11 protein-coding genes are annotated in these 15,780 nt (G+C 39.1%); 3 read left to right on the top strand and 8 right to left on the bottom strand.

The genetic code is table 11. The features are described from left to right. Window positions 1-18: 18 nt before the first annotated feature. The 7 genes from BSI_RS19520 to manA form a co-directional block, all read right to left on the bottom strand. Entirely contained in the window at window positions 19-1,296 is a 1,278-nt protein-coding gene (locus BSI_RS19520; RefSeq protein ID WP_003235533.1) for a nucleotide sugar dehydrogenase, read from the bottom strand. 18 nt (window positions 1,297-1,314) lie between these two features. Beyond that, window positions 1,315-3,630 (bottom strand): glycosyltransferase family protein, encoded by a 2,316-nt coding sequence (locus BSI_RS19515; RefSeq protein ID WP_003235535.1) that lies wholly within the window; start codon window positions 3,628-3,630, stop codon window positions 1,315-1,317. Next, window positions 3,627-3,851 carry a hypothetical protein gene (locus BSI_RS19510; protein ID WP_003235536.1) on the bottom strand — a complete coding sequence of 75 codons (225 nt, stop codon included), beginning with the start codon at window positions 3,849-3,851 and terminating at the stop codon, window positions 3,627-3,629. The genes BSI_RS19515 and BSI_RS19510 overlap by 4 nt, the downstream gene beginning before the upstream one ends. A gap of 17 nt (window positions 3,852-3,868) precedes the next feature. Then, complete coding sequence (locus tag BSI_RS19505; RefSeq protein ID WP_003235538.1) at window positions 3,869-5,140, bottom strand: glycosyltransferase; 1,272 nt, start codon at window positions 5,138-5,140, stop codon at window positions 3,869-3,871. A gap of 12 nt (window positions 5,141-5,152) precedes the next feature. Further along, entirely contained in the window at window positions 5,153-6,355 is a 1,203-nt protein-coding gene (locus tag BSI_RS19500) for a glycosyltransferase family 4 protein (RefSeq protein ID WP_003235540.1), read from the bottom strand. Window positions 6,356-6,623: 268 nt separating this feature from the next. After that, window positions 6,624-9,269: a beta-N-acetylglucosaminidase LytD gene (gene lytD / locus BSI_RS19495; RefSeq protein ID WP_003235542.1), complete on the bottom strand. Its 2,646-nt coding sequence runs from the start codon at window positions 9,267-9,269 to the stop codon at window positions 6,624-6,626. A gap of 130 nt (window positions 9,270-9,399) precedes the next feature. Next, window positions 9,400-10,350 carry a mannose-6-phosphate isomerase, class I gene (gene manA, locus BSI_RS19490; protein WP_003235545.1) on the bottom strand — a complete coding sequence of 317 codons (951 nt, stop codon included), beginning with the start codon at window positions 10,348-10,350 and terminating at the stop codon, window positions 9,400-9,402. A 266-nt stretch (window positions 10,351-10,616) separates the two neighbouring features. On the opposite strand from manA, the gene gerBA reads away from it, so the two are divergent. Genes gerBA through gerBC form a run of 3 tightly spaced genes read left to right on the top strand, consistent with a single transcriptional unit; the run spans window position 10,617 to window position 14,301 of the window. Further along, entirely contained in the window at window positions 10,617-12,068 is a 1,452-nt protein-coding gene (gene gerBA, locus BSI_RS19480; RefSeq protein WP_003235549.1) for a spore germination protein GerBA, read from the top strand. A gap of 5 nt (window positions 12,069-12,073) precedes the next feature. Then, entirely contained in the window at window positions 12,074-13,180 is a 1,107-nt protein-coding gene (gerBB, locus tag BSI_RS19475) for a spore germination protein GerBB (RefSeq protein ID WP_032731660.1), read from the top strand. Then, a complete protein-coding gene (gene gerBC / locus BSI_RS19470; RefSeq protein ID WP_003235553.1) occupies window positions 13,177-14,301 on the top strand; it encodes a spore germination protein GerBC in 1,125 nt (374 codons plus the stop codon). Before gerBB ends, gerBC begins: the two co-directional genes overlap by 4 nt. Before the next feature lie 36 nt (window positions 14,302-14,337). Here the strand turns inward: gerBC and BSI_RS19465 are convergent, their stop codons facing one another. Beyond that, window positions 14,338-15,711, bottom strand: a complete 1,374-nt coding sequence (locus BSI_RS19465; RefSeq protein ID WP_003235555.1) for a sugar porter family MFS transporter — start codon at window positions 15,709-15,711, stop codon at window positions 14,338-14,340. Between the last annotated feature and the right edge of the window lie 69 nt (window positions 15,712-15,780).

Here is a 15,780-nt window from a genome sequence, read left to right on the forward strand (position 1 = left end):
TTTAATATCAATAATCTTTTATACATGCATAACAGGCTTATTCAAAAATTCATGGACACTTCCTAAATTGAAATATTCGCAGTCAACTGGTACATTCAGTACAATGTTTCTTGTATCAAAAATCACTTTATTTGCCATTCTATTAATATCTTCATCATGTATCGTTTTAAAATGGCTATGATCAGTTAAGATAAGAAATAGGTCTGATCCCCTCAATGCCTCTTTCAAGTTTTGAGCATTATCGGCATGGTAAACATAAGGATCATAAGCTCTGACCTCATAATCCTTTTCTGACTTTAGCATTTCTAAAATTTCTAATGCTGGACTTTCACGGATGTCATCAATATCTCCCTTATAAGCCAATCCTCCAATTGTTATAGTACGCCCATTAACTATTTCCATTATTTTCTTAACCTTCTCTACTATGTAGAAAGGCATTGATGAGTTAATTGACCGAGATCGACTTATTAAATCTGCCGTTTCAGGAGCTTTTGCCACGATAAAATATGGATCAACTGCCAGACAGTGTCCTCCAACACCTGGACCTGGGCTATGAATGTTAACCCTTGGGTGCATATTTGCCATTTCAATGACATCCAAAGCATTGATATGTAAATCATTACATATCTTTGTAAGTTCATTTGCAAGAGCAATATTTACATCTCTAAATGTATTCTCCATTAATTTTGACATTTCTGCTGTTTTTGCATCGGTTTTGACAATTTTACTTTTTACAAATGTTCTGTAAATCTTTTCACCGGCATCACTGCAAGAAGGAGTTATGCCCCCAATAATTCTCATATTGTTTATTAGTTCATGGAATATGTTACCTGGCATTACCCGCTCTGGACAATGCACTAAGTATATGTCTTCACCTATGGTGAACCCATTTTTCTCTAATAAAGGCTGAACGTAATCCTCTATGCTTCTTGGAGCAATAGTAGACTCAACTATAATAGTACTCCCCTTTCTAATATAAGGAATAGTACTTTCTACTGCTTGTAATACATAAGTTAAATCACAAGACATATTATCATTCAGGTTATTAGGAGTTGGAACAGCAATAATAAATGCATCTGCCGGTTCTGGAACAAGTTGAGCTTTAAATTTTTTATTTTCTAAAGCTTCATTCAGAAGCTCTTGTAATCCTGGTTCTTCTAAATGGGCTTCACCTTTATTTAGGCTTTCTACTACATGTGGGTGAACATCAACACCTACTACTTCCGCTCCGTATTTAGCAAACATAACTGATGTGGGTAACCCGATATAACCAAGGCCAATTACACAAACTTTCATTATTTTGAACCCCCTGTATTAAATAGTGATTGGTTTTTTATAATCTTTACATATTGAATGTACAGTTGAATTTCTCAACAAATCATTTGCTGTGATATTCCATGTATGGCTATTTCGATTTGCTCGTCTGACCAAACAGAAATTCCAACTGTCATTAGAATATATAATATGACCATTCTTCTTGGCTCTCTTAAGAAAATCTGAATCTTCTCCTCTGTTTTTATCTGAGAATCCTCCCAGAGAGACAAAAACATCTTTTCTGAAAACTAAAGTTGCCCCAGAAATAAAATTAGAATATCGTTCCGCACCTGATCCAACCTTTTTTAGGATCAGCAGTTCTCTCTCTTCAAGGTATACATAATGTGCGCTTTTCCCTACAATATCGGAACCCGAATAATCCATTGAATGCAACATATCTTCCAAGTAGTGAGGTGCATAGTAGTCATCGTCATCAAATTTGGCTATAATTTCCCCCGTAGAGCGCTCGACTGCTTTATTTAAACAATGACCTAAGGACACATTTTCATCAACCTGAAGTATTTGAACCGGGAAATGAAGACTTGAAAATTTTTGTTTCCACTCTTCTGAATTCATTGAATTCTTATTTAAAATAACTATTAACTCAAGGTTTTGATAAGTTTGATGACGAACATTATTATATAGGTTTTCCATATATTCAGAACGCTGAGTTGAAGAGATAATAGAGACCTTCGGTTTTTCTAACAAATCGATATCTAAACCGATATGATCACAAATTTTTTGCAATCTATTTTTATAAGTGTGTGAATTTAAAACAAGTCTATGTCCTTTCTTTTCATATATTTCACGATAAACTGGATTATGTAGAAATGTTTTTAAGATGTTAACTGTTTCTTCTTTTGAACAGCTAACTGGGACAAGCTCGCCGAAATATTCCTTTACCCCTTGAGAAGGTCCGGAAATAACCATAGTTTTACTTGCTAAGAGTTCAAAAACTCTTCTCGCAAACATGTGTTTACTGTTTTGCACTGAATTTACATTCACGAACATATTGTAATTTTTATACGCAACATTCATTTGACTGTAATCTAAAGATCCAACAATATGTTTTTGATATTCCTCTGGCCAAGTGTTGTTCACTTTTTTTTCTGCAGGCAAATGATAGTAACGGTCATATATATCAATTCCAAAATCTAGTGCGGGTTTTATTATTTCTTCAATATCTCTTTTTCTAGATTCATGTTTATTATTGTAATAAGAACCGGCAAATGCTATCCCACCTAAGTGATGAAGGTTTTTATTAATTGGATTATGAATCTTTGGCTGAGCAGCAAATGGCAAAATTCCTACGTCATGAATTGAAGAGATTTCTTTAAACTTCTCTACAGTGTTTTCATCTGCAGTCATAATATAATCAAAATAACTTGCAGCTGTTTTGAAAAACTCAAAATTCTCATTGCCTTCTTTATCCCAAAATACCGTTTTTATGTTTTTTCTTTTACAATACTCCGTCAACTTCTTTAATGCTGTTCGGTGTTTGTTAATGTGTAAATTTGCAATTTCATACTGCCAATGTCCTTGGTTTCCCTGCCAGCATGATTCAATAAATACAAAATGGGGATTAAATTCTGTTATCTCGTTCTCCCAGTCCGTTTTTGACAGCCTTAAAATTTCTGCATCATGCCTAAAACATTCATAACTAAACTCATCAAGAATAGCAGCAATCCTCAAATCCTTTTTTTCATTTTTATAGTTCTGTGTATCTTTTTCTATTGAATCTATGAATTGTTCTACTTTTGATGCTTTTGATAGGGCGATGGAGGGGTTAGCACCCGTATTATTTGATACAGTAACTTCTTCAAATACTTGATTGATTTTCAGTTTTTTTAAATAAAACTCCCCCTTTCCTTCTAGCCTAAATGCAAAACGATAACTAGTAGCTTTTTGGGGAACGTCTACACTAATTCTTTCAAAAGGAGCTTTGAAAATTTTTGTACTTAGCAAATTTTCGTTTTGATAAAAGTTAATGTATATACGACATATTACAGTGTCACTTAAAGTTACTTGAGGAAAAATGACAATACGATCTCCCACTAATTGATAAATCTTCTTCTGAGAAGGGATAGAAAAGTTTGTTGTCCTTTCAAAGAGTGAGAGATACACTTTTTCAGCATCAACCTCTAAAGTTTGTTTACTATATTCAGCTTTAATACTCATTGGAGATTCGAAAAAGAAGCTATCAAATCCGGTAATACTTACTTCTTTCTCTTTTAATCCGATTAATATTTCTTTTTCTCGTCGAACTTTTTCAAGTTGTTTAGATAAAAATGTTTTTATCTCTTTATTTTGAATCATTTATTTCTTCTCCTTCTCTTCCACAACCAAACTGTTAACCTTCCAAGCTTTGATTTTTTTAAATTGTTATATCTAGCTTCTATATACTCCTTTTCTTTTATTAATTCTTGGCATAGTGTAATTAAATCTTCCTGTGCTTCTAAGCTTTTATGATATTTTATCTTTAGATCATTATACTTATCGGTAAGTTCTTGATTTTTTTGATTTTTTCTTGTTTGCATTTTGTTCTCCTAGGGTATTAATTATAAATAGACAACAGGTTATTTTTTTCTATTTCCCAATTATATTTTCTTTTAGCTTTATCACAGTTTTTATGAAATTCGTAATGAAGCTCTGCATTTTCCAATAAAGTATTGACACCTTTCGCGATTGATAGATGATCATGTGAGTCAACTACCAAACCAACTCTCTCACCTTGTATTACCTTTTTAATTTCTGGAAAATCACATCCTATTACAGGAACCCCAGCCATTATATACTCAAACAGTTTATTTGACGAAGCAGAGTAATGGTTAAAACAAACATTATTCAACACTTGAAACCCTAAATAAGCACTGCGCGTATATTTTGGAAGTTCAATAAGCGGAACTTTAGACAAAAATTTCACTCTATGTTGTAGTTCCATATCATTGACCATTTTCTCAAGATCCTTCTTTATACGGCCATCGCCTATAAATAGCAAAGTTCCTTCATTAATGTAAGGCATGGCCTTTATTAACTTATCAAGTCCCCTACCAACCTGAATTCCTCCTTGATAAAGAAGAATTTTTTCATCTTTAGGAAGCCCAAGCATACGATGTATATCAATCTGCTCTCTGGTTTCTTCAAGTAAGAATGGATAGTTGTGAAGTACTTTTGGATAAAAACCATAAAGTTCTTTATTATAGGCTGCCCGCGTATGATTTTCTACGATCATAATATCTATTTTTCTAATTAAATAAGATTCTAATTTACTGTAAATTCTACTATCATATCCTGTTCTGCTTGTTTGTACTTCATGAGAATCGTAAATCAGTTTTCTTTTTTTAATACGAAATTTTGAACAAATAAATCCTTGAGGTAATGTGTTTAAGTCATTGGAATGATATATATCATATTTTTTAGAATATCCTTTCAAAATCATCCTCATTATAATAGAACCTCTGACCAACATTGTCTTCAGTTTCGTTTTAAGAACGATAAAAGCAAACAAACTAATCCCAATAGTCAGTAAGGGGAACATGCCTAACAAACAAATCCAAATTAAAAGAAAAAATAGAATAGACCATTTGCTTTTTAATATTTTTTTCTTCATAAATTGCATATAATCAAGTATTGGAGACCTTTTTACACGATAAACTGAAAAATGGTCATTATATTTCTGTATCAAATCCAAATCAGGATTATTTGGATCATGAATGCATATTAAGTCTACATCATAATGTTTATCTGATAACGCTGTACACTCCCGCAGCACTCTGGCATCATTTGTGAAGTGATTCCAAACAAACATACATACTTTTTTCCTCATATCATTCACGCCTTACCTAGTTTCTTCAATAACGTTGATTAACTTTTTTATATTGGTCTCCCACATAAATTTTTTCCTAATAAGTTTATGGCAATTTTTCTGCATTTTTTTCAAAAGTCCCGGGTCATGATATATTTTCATAATATTAGCGAGCATTTCTTCTGAAGAACTGTTACTTGTTACAAGCCCTATTCCCTCTTGTTCAATAATAGTCTTTGAATACCCAGCAATCGATCCCACTATAGGAATTCCACAAGTAATATAATCTATAATCCTCCCAGGTAAAACTGTTTCAAACACAGTTGAATCTTTTAAAGTCACGACCCCAATATCGCAACCTGACATTAACTCTAAACACTCCTTCCTTGTCATCGGGTTTACAATCTTCACGTTCATTAGATTTTTTTCACGGATATAGTCGAGTAATTCTTTCTTCTCAACACCGTATCCAACTATTAAAAATTCGATTTGATGTTCATGTAACTTCTCAGCCAAATTTCTAATTATATGTACATTTTGAGCAAGGCCTATATTTCCTACATAAATAATTTTTAAAGCTGTTGTTGAATTATTGGTGCTACTTAAAAGTTCTTTCTCTCTAGCTGAATTAGGAATAAAGGTAACTTTTTCTTTTACCAAAGGTGAATGTTCATTTAGGTAATGTAAGAAACCTTCACTATTGATGACAATATGATCTGCTTTCTTGTATAAAAGTTTTTCTAAAATCCTGAAAGACTCTACAATAATGGGATGATGAAATACTTTGACGCCCTTCAAAGATTCAGGCCATAGATCCCTGATATCGAGAATAAGTTTGGATTTATTTTTGAATTTCGCGGCTAGCCCCACAAAAGCAACAAAAATAGGAGGAGAGGAAACAAAAATAATATCAAACTTTTTAGGTTCTTTCATTATTTCTTTGAGCATCTTTATCATGATTTCAAGGTAATACAAAAGTCTGCTTAAAAAACTTGAGTTATATTTTTTGTTCTTAACTGATACACGCATAACTGAAGAATCTTTATTAATCACATCTTCGTTCCAAAATAATTTTTCTTTATATATTTCTCTATTTGGGTAAGTAGGCTCTGTAGTTAAAACTTGAATATCGTATCCTCTTTGCTTAAGGAGCAAGTATATATTTTTCAGCCGATTTCCCGCGCTCCCTAACTCCGGGTAAAAGTTCTGAGTTATGATTAGGATTTTTTTTGACAAGAGCCCTGCTCCTTTTACCAGGTATTTTTTAACATATTAAAGATTATACATCCAATAATGGGTTTCATATAACTCTAATTATATGATTTAAATAGTTCAATTTACAATAATGTTTTTGAAATTTTGGTTTTAACAAAAAACAATGAGAATACATACTTTTTAAGAATAAATAGTTATTTATTGAAGATCAATAAAATACCAGTGTGACGTATTAAGACAAAATCACACTGGCCGTTTACTTTACTAGTTTTTATAGTTGCATCTAGTATTACTGTTTATATTCCGGAACATCAAAGTAAAGCGTATAACCGTCCAGCAATGAATACAGGCTGTACATGCGGTTTACTTGTTTGTACGCCCAGCCGATGTCTGTTGCATATTGGTGTGTTGCCGTGGCTGACCATCTCATTTTGTACAGTGTGTCCTGATTGTAGGCTGTGTTGTGTATATACGATGAGCCTATGAATTTTGCTCCGCCGATAATGGCCGCTTCTGGTGTGAACCAGCCTTGCTCGTACGCATATTTGGCGCCGTAGTAATTCGGGTTGCTGTCGTATGCGCCAATTCCGTACATGTTATATACGGTTTTTCCGTTATAGGTTAAGCCATTGGCTAAATCGGATGTTCCGTTGCCTGTTTCAAGGAGAGCGTGTGAGATTAAATACAGCTCATTGATGCCGTATTTATTGGCGGCATCGATGAACGCCTTTGCTTTCCCTGTCAGGATGCCTTTGCTGGCAAGCACTTTCTGATTGACTTCAGTGACACTGAGGCCGGCTGTCTGTGACAGTTTGAGAAATTGGAAGTAGTATTTGCTGTCTCTGGAAAAGTTATTCGGATCCACGTATTGAACCACTTCATCACTGCTTGCGTTTCGCCAGCCCAAATTGATTTTGGCCCAGCCGTTTGTCTGGCCGATGATTTTCACCTTATCGCCCTTTTTAAATTGGCCGATCACGTTCGTCGGGCTGACTGCCGGTGTAGACCGGATATTTAATACATCAGCCGTAACGGTTGAAGTTGCTGTATTAATATAAGTGAGCGATACGTAAGCCGCCCCGTCTGTTTGCGGGCTTACTGTCATTTGTTTTTGGACCATATCACGAAGTGAGAGATTGTAATTTGTTTTCATGATTTGCGGGCCGTTTTTGATTTTCACGATAGATGATGTCCATCCGTATAATTGTTTTAGCTTCGATGATGCCGCAGCAGCTGCGTCATTGCCTGTGAACTGTTCGTTTAGGCTGACTTTATAAAGCGTATTGGTTTTGGTTGTGTAGCTCGGGCTTACACTTTGCGCTTTTAGATAGGTTAACCCCTTGTTCAATGCTGTTTTGCTGCTGAGCTGAGCTGTCACGATTTTGTATTGTGTATATGCCGTTTCGCCTGTTTTTGCTGTTGTGCCGGCGGCATTGTTTTGTTTGAAAAATGCTAAAACGCGGTCAATATCTTTTTGGCTGTTGATTGCTTCAGTCATGATTTTATAGCTGCTCGCTGCTGTCTGACCGGTTTTCTGGCTTGCTGCTGATATGTGATTCGATTTGAAAAACGTAAGTGCCTGATTGACTTTCGCTGTATCAAGCAGAGATTCAGTTGTTATTTTAAACGTGTTAGCTAATTGTTTTTTGACTGATTTTGCAGATGCACTGAGCTGATTTTTCTTTAATACATTCAAGCCCTTTGTAACTTTTACTTGATCTGATGTTTCTTCTGAGATGAGCTGATATTGATTTTCTGCTGTTGTTCCAGCTGCTTTTTTCGTTGCCTTTACTTTTTTCTGAGCAAAGAAGGCTGCGGCTTTGTTTGCTTGCTGCTCTCCTATAATCTTTGCCGTCGTAATTTGATAGGCTGTGGACGTTGTCGTTTTTTTGACGCTGGATGACGTGTAATGCCACTTTTTCTTTTTAAAGAAAGTGTCTACTTTTTGCAGCTGCTGTTTTGTTAAACCCTTCATATTCACGGTATATGATGTGCTTTTGCCAACCTTTTGATAACTGCCGGATACACCGGTGTTTTTCTTGATTTGGCTGATGGCGTCCTTCACTGTATTCAGCCCTTTGAAATAAGCTGATTGGACATTGTATGACTCAGCAGTTGCTTTTTGATTGATTGACTTGTAGCTTCCTGTAATACCAGTGCTCTGTTTCAGCTGATTTAATAGGTTTTTGGCATTCGCTTCACCTGAAATAGCGGCTGTTGTGAACGTATAATAGGCTTGTCCTTTCACCGTTGCTTTTAATGATGCCTTCAGCCCTGATTCCTTTTGGAATGCGCTTTTGATCTGCTCAGCTTTGCTGTCTCCCACGATTGTGCCTGACTGAATGGCTGTGACAGAAACCGTGTGTGTGATAGGCTGATACGAGCTTTTAATCCCTGTTTGCTTAGCAAGGCTCTGTATAAGCGCCTTGACTTTTGTCTCATCAGCGATTTCTGATGTCGTGACGTTCACATAGGACTGAGCTGTTCCTGAAGCTTTTACAGCGCCAGCTACTCCCGTCTCCTGTTTAAGCTTGGTCAGCAAAGTGTTTGCCTGTTTTTCTCCGGAAATGGCACCTGAGGTGATGGTGACATACGGCTGTTTGCTACCGACAGGACTTGACGTGCCTGTAATCGCTGTCTGTTTGGTAAGCCCACTCAGTATTGCTTTCGCTTCTGCTTCGCTTTGTATGCCTGCAGCGGAAATTTGGTAGGTCGTTGTTGTGCCTGAAGCCTGATAGGAAGCATCCCAGCCGGTGTCTTTTTCCAGTTTGGCGACAGCCTGCGAGGCTTGGCTTTCTGTACTGAACGTTTTAGCCGGCTCTACCTTATATATCGAGTAGTCCGTATACGCTGCAGCCTGTGCAGAACCGGATATGGCAAAAAAGGCAAGGGACACGGCGGACAGAAGCATAGGTGCGATTAATCTCTTTTTCATTCCTTCTCCTCTTTCTTATTCAATGAGTATATAAAACTAGTTTATTTATCGGCACGCGCATGCTTCATTTATAGGTGAATCACTTCCATTTTTTTAATAAAAAAAACTTAATCTCGAAGTGAGATTAAGTTTAAATATGAGACACGATAAGTGTACAAGTTCCTTTAATCGTAAAATCGGGCATTTGAGCGGGCAAAATAAAGTGATCGCCTTTATTGAGCGGACATGTTTCGTCTTCATAGATCAGCAAACCGCTTCCTTCTATCACGCTGCAAAGCAGGAAGGATTCATCCTGAGATAGCTCAGCCTCACCATTTATGTCCCATTTATATACCGAAAAATATTCTCCTTGGACAAATGTTTTAATGGTTATTCCTTTTCTGGATTCGGTCGATTCATCTATATACCCGTCCACATGGGGAACCGTGGCCGCATTGACCGCTTTGGCAAAATGAAGCTCTCTCGGCCTTCCGTTGTTATCAAGCCGGTCATAGTCGTACACCCGGTATGTGGCATCTGAATTTTGCTGTGTTTCTAAAACAAGTGCCCCTTTACACAAGGCGTGCAGCGTACCGCTCGGCACATAATAGAAATCACCCGGTTTAATTTTGATTCTTCGCAGCAGGCCTTCCCAGTCACCGCTGTTGATCATTGTGACAAGTTCGGTTTTTGAGCGGGCCGTATGTCCGTAAATGATTTCCGCGTTTTCCTTACAGTCGATAATGTACCAGCATTCCGTCTTGCCGAGTTCTCCCTCTTCATTTTCTCCAGCATAATAATCATCAGGGTGAACTTTAATCGACATATCTTCCTTCACGTCCAGCAGCTTTGTCAGAAGCGGAAATCGCTCCCCCTCCACGCCGCCGAATACTTCCCGATGCTCATCCCAAAGCTCAGTCAGTGTCTTCCCTTTATACGGGCCATTCGCTACGGTGCTCGGCCCTTTTGGATGAGCGGAAATAGCCCAGCATTCTCCCGTTCTTTCTGAAGGAATGCCGTATCCAAATCTATCTCGTAAAGCGGTGCCGCCCCAGATTTTTTCTTTAAACACAGGCGTTAGAAAAATCGGTGATTGCGTCATGATCCGTACCCCTCCCCTGTAAATAGCTGATCATTATTTTCCCGGTGCGCCCCCCTTACAAACGCCCGTATAAGCTGTCTTTTTCCTATGACAACATATGTACAAAGCATCATCTTTCGACAACCCTTTAAAGAAAACGCTTCCTTTATATTATATCACGTCGAAAAGAAGCTTTGTTTCAGGCTTTTCCTTATGAAGAATAATTCTCCTTTATTGATACAAATTAAGAAAAACCGTCAATATGTTTTATAAAGGGGAGAGAAACTATGCAAATCGACTCTGATCTCCAGCGCAATGTAGAAACATTGAAAAAAAAATTAGGGCAAAACGACGATATCATGTTTTATACGTTTTCTTTCGGAGACAGCAGACAGAAGGCGTGCCTACTGTATATTGACGGTTTGACAGAAAATAAACTTCTGGCGCAATACGTCATTTCTCCATTACAAAAAGAATCATTAGCCCAAAAGGAAGGCATGATTGAAGATTTATCAGCTTTCTTTTTCGGCTATCATCACAGTGCGATCTCTACAATAAAAGAAATACAGCAGTTCATTTTTTCCGGACATACCATTTTGCTGGCTGATGGTTACAGCGCGGGCCTGGCATTTGATACGAAAACATTAATGACGCGCAACCTTGAAGAACCTTCCTCTGAAATCGTGGAACGCGGTCCGAAGATTGGCTTTATTGAAAAACTGCGGACAAACACGGCGCTTTTACGAGAGCGGACGAGTGACCCTAATCTCGTCATAAAAGAAATGACGATAGGCAAAAGGACAAAAAAAAAGATAGCTGTCGCATATATTCAGGATATTGCCCCTGATTATGTCGTAAAAGAAGTGTTTAAACGGCTGAAGTCCATCACGACAGATGATTTGCCGGAATCAGGCACACTTGAACAGCTCATTGAGGATGAACCTTTTTCGATCTTTCCGACGATCTTAAGCACAGAACGTCCAGATCGTGTAGAAAGCTCTTTGTTAGAAGGCAGGGTTTCCATTTTGGTGGACGGCACCCCGTTTGCTCTCATTGTACCGGCAACGGTTGATGAATTTATTCATTCACCGGATGATTACAGCCAACGCTGGATTACAATGTCTCTTATTCGTTTGCTTCGTTATTCGAGCATCCTGATTACCATTTATTTGCCTGGCTTATATATTTCTCTCGTTTCCTTCCACACGGGGCTTTTGCCGACGAGAATGGCCATTTCGATTGCAGGCAGCAGACTGAATGTGCCTTTTCCGCCTTTTGTCGAAGCCTTTATTATGATATTTACGATAGAACTGATCAGGGAAGCCGGTTTAAGGCTGCCAAAGCCTATCGGACAAACGATTGGACTTATTGGAGGCGTTGTCATTGGACAGGCAGCCGTACAGGCGCAAATCGTCAGCGCGCTGATGGTCATTGTGGTATCCATTACCGCATTGGCATCCTTTACCGTTCCTTCATACGCCTATAACTTTCCGCTGCGGATTATTCGCATTGCTGGTATGATAAGTGCTGCAATGCTTGGCATGTATGGCGTCATCATGGTCTTTCTGTTTGTGATCGGCCATTTGATGCGACTGAAAAGCTTTGGCCAGGATTACATTATTCCGATAATGGCACAGCCCGGACAAGATTTAAAGGACACTGTGATTCGCATCCCTACCCTATTTTTAAAAAGAAGGCCTACCCGTAAAGACACAAAAGATAAAATCAGACAAAGGTGATAGCTATGATGCAATCAGAGGACAAGCTTACATTTATGCAGACGCTTATTATGGTAAGCAGTACAATGATCGGTGCCGGTGTCTTAACCCTTCCCCGCTCAGCCGCTGAAACCGACAGTCCGAGCGGATGGATCATGATCCTGCTGCAGGGTGTTATTTTTATTATTTTCGCCCTGCTTTTTTTGCCTTTTCTTCAACGAAACAGAGGGAAAACGATTTTTGAGCTCAACAGTATTGCAGCCGGAAAATTTATCGGTTTCTTTTTGAATTTATTTATTTCCCTTTATTTTATCGGTATCGTATGCTTTCAAACGCGGGTTTTGGGTGAGGTTGTCGGATTCTTTCTTTTAAAAAACACGCCGATGGCGGTTGTCGTGATTATTTTTCTGGCGGTTGCCATCTATCATGTGGCCGGGGGCGTTTACCCCATTGCGAAGGTATATGCGTATATCTTTCCTGTCACTATTATTATTTTCCTTATGCTTCTGATGTTCAGCTTTCGTTTATTTCAATTAGATTTTATCCGGCCCGTATTTGAAGGCGGTTATCAAAGTTTTTTTCATTTATTTCCTAAAACCCTTTTATATTTTTCAGGATTTGAAATTATTTTTTATCTCGTTCCCTTTATGAAAGATCCAAAGCAGGTAAAAAAAGCTGTCGCTTTGGGCATTGCAACCACGACTGTTTTCTATAGCATTACTTTGTTTATGGTCATTGGCTGTATGAGCGTGGCTGAGGCAAAAACAGTGACGTGGCCGACCATTTCACTCATTCACGCATTAGAAATCCCGGGGATTTTTATTGAACGATTTGACCTGTTTTTACAGTTAACCTGGACAGCCCAGCAATTTGCATGTATGCTCGGCTCCTTTAAGGGGGCGCATATTGGATTAACAGATATCTTTCACCTGAAAAATAAAAACAATCCGTGGCTGCTTGCTGCATTGCTGGCTGTTACGTTTTTCCTATCAATGTTTCCTGAAGATCTTAATGCCGTGTTTTATTACGGTACACTTCTCGGATATGTGTTTCTTGGTGTCATTGCAATACCATTTCTTATCTGGTTTTTAAGCTGGGTACAGAAAAAACTGGGGAGGGATCAGCTGCAATGAAGACAATGATGAAGCTTGCAGCAATGGTTCTGATGCTGCAGATGCTCTGCGGATGCTGGGATGTCAAAAATATTGAAAAACTGTCTTTCGCCAGAGGGCTTGCTATCGATGAAACTGATGACCATCAGTATAAATTAACGTATCAAAACCTCCTTCCCCAAAGTGAAGACAGCCAAGCATCCGGAAAACCCGAATTTGTCAATGTGACATCCCACGGGAAAACCATTCTAGAAGCAGTCAGTGATGTATCCATTAAAGACCCTCCTATCTATAGCGACCATTTAAAAGTCATTCTTCTGGGAGAAACACTCATGAGGAATCAAAACGTAGATCAGGTCTTCAACCATTTTATCCGGGATGATGAACTGCGGCGCAGCAGCTATTTGATGGCAGCCAGAGGGAAAGCCGGAGATATTTTTACGAAAGGAAGTCCGAAGCAGCAGCTGCCGATGCCTTCCGAAAAGCTGATTGATCTAACCAATAACAGCGGGTATAACGGGAAGATTATGCTGCCGCTGCGCATCGGCAGGGCTTCTATCTATTGCCAAAATGGCTACAGTTTTCTCATTCAAGCCGTGAAAAACCAAAAGGGAAAAGCAAAGTATGACGGGGCAGGCATTATCAAAAGCGGCAGTAATAAACTCGTTGGATTTCTTTCAGCTGATGAAACCCAGACACTGACATGGGTCATGGGGACGATCCAGGGCGGCGTCATGCCGACGACAGATAAAGGACATCCGATTACGTTTGAGATTAAAAGGTCGAAATCTAAAATCAAGCCGGCCATTGAAAACGGAAAGCCTGTCTTTCAGATTTCTGTCAACACAAAGGGTATCCTGACAGAAGACCAAAATCCGAATGAAAACTCCTTTAGTAAAAGCTATTTGCACAGGCTTGAGAACATTTTTGAGAAAAAGCTTGAACGCGATGTAAAGAGGATTATGGATAAACTGCAGCATGAGTATAAAACCGATCCGGTCTTTTTATCCGACTACATCCGAATTCAATACCCTGAATACTGGAATAAAGTAAAAGGACATTGGGATGAAATATTTTCTGAGGCTGATTTTAAATACGATATTTCTTTCAAAATCATTAACTTTGGCACAGTCGGAAGATGAGCAATCAAAAGGGTGTGCATGATCGCGCACCCTTTTTTATGTTCCGACAGTCTGCTGTTTTCCAGCCGATCCTCCCTGTCCGTTTTTGTCCCTTAAATCCTGCTCAATTTCTTCAAGGCTTTTTCCCTTCGTCTCTGTCACTTTAAACCGGACAAATAAGAACGCCATAATACCGATCGCGGCATAAATCAGGAATAAATAACTGATGCCGATCGCTTCCATTAATATTGGATAGGTTAATGAAACAATCAGTGTCCCAACGTGCAGCATCAAGGTGGATACCCCGGTTCCGATTCCTCTGACATGGAGCGGGAATAATTCAGGAAGCATCACCCAGACAACCGGGCCCCAGCTGACCGCAAAAACAACGATAAACACACCTAAACAAATGACTGTCGTCCATGAGGCAGCCGGAGTGTTATCGAAAAAGAGATTCACCAGTGCGAGAACGATCAAGCTGATCACCATCCCGGCATTCCCGAATAACAATAGCGGCTTTCTCCCGATCTTGTCTATGATTTTTATCGCTACTAATGTCATGAGAACATTGACTGTGCCGATTCCGACCGTTCCTAAAATCGAAGCGGAGTTTCCGAATCCGACGTTTGTAAAGGTCTTTGGCGCATAATAGATGATCGTATTTGTTCCGATAAATTGCTGCAGAAACGCCAGTCCCAAGCCGGCAATCAGCGCGGGACGCACCCAAGGATCGAACAGCTCCTTCAGGCCTCCTTCATCCTGCTTTTCCGCTTCTTGAATATCATGTATTTCCTGATCAATATCTTTTGTGCCACGCAATTTTTCAAGAATCTTCTTCGCTTTGCCCTCTTCGCCGTTCGTGAACAGCCAGCGCGGGCTCTCCGGCATAAACAAAATGCCAATGAGCAAGAGCAGCGACGGCACAGCAGCCAATCCAAGCATCCAGCGCCACGCTTCGGCATCAGCAAATATGTAATTGACAATGTAAGAAAGAAGGATGCCGACCGTGATCATCAACTGATTCAGGGATGACAGCGCCCCGCGTTTTTGTTTTGGAGCCAGTTCAGATAAATAGAGCGGTACGATGGTCGTCGATGTTCCGACTGCAAGTCCCAAAATGATGCGAAACAGCACCATGACTCCTGTATTCGGGGCGAGCGCCACACCCAGACCTCCTATACAAAACAGCAGCGCGGCCGCCATAATTGCTTTTTTTCTGCCGAAACGGTCAGTCAGCTTGCCAGCCGCTCCTGAGCCTAATATCGCCCCAACCAATAAGGAGCTGACAACAAGTCCTTCCGTAAAGGCGTTCAAGCCTAAATCCTTTTTCATAAATAAAATAGCTCCGGAAATCACTCCGGTATCATAGCCGTATAATGCGCCTCCCAGAGCGCCGAAAAAATAAAGCCATATATTTGACTGCTTTTTCATAAAAATGACTCCCTTTCTCCATCAGCTGCCATCATTCTGTGTCTGTGGCGTTTTTTAGAAATCTTTTAG

This window comes from Bacillus inaquosorum KCTC 13429, assembly GCF_000332645.1.
In the GTDB taxonomy this organism is placed as follows: Bacteria; Bacillota; Bacilli; order Bacillales; family Bacillaceae; genus Bacillus; species Bacillus inaquosorum.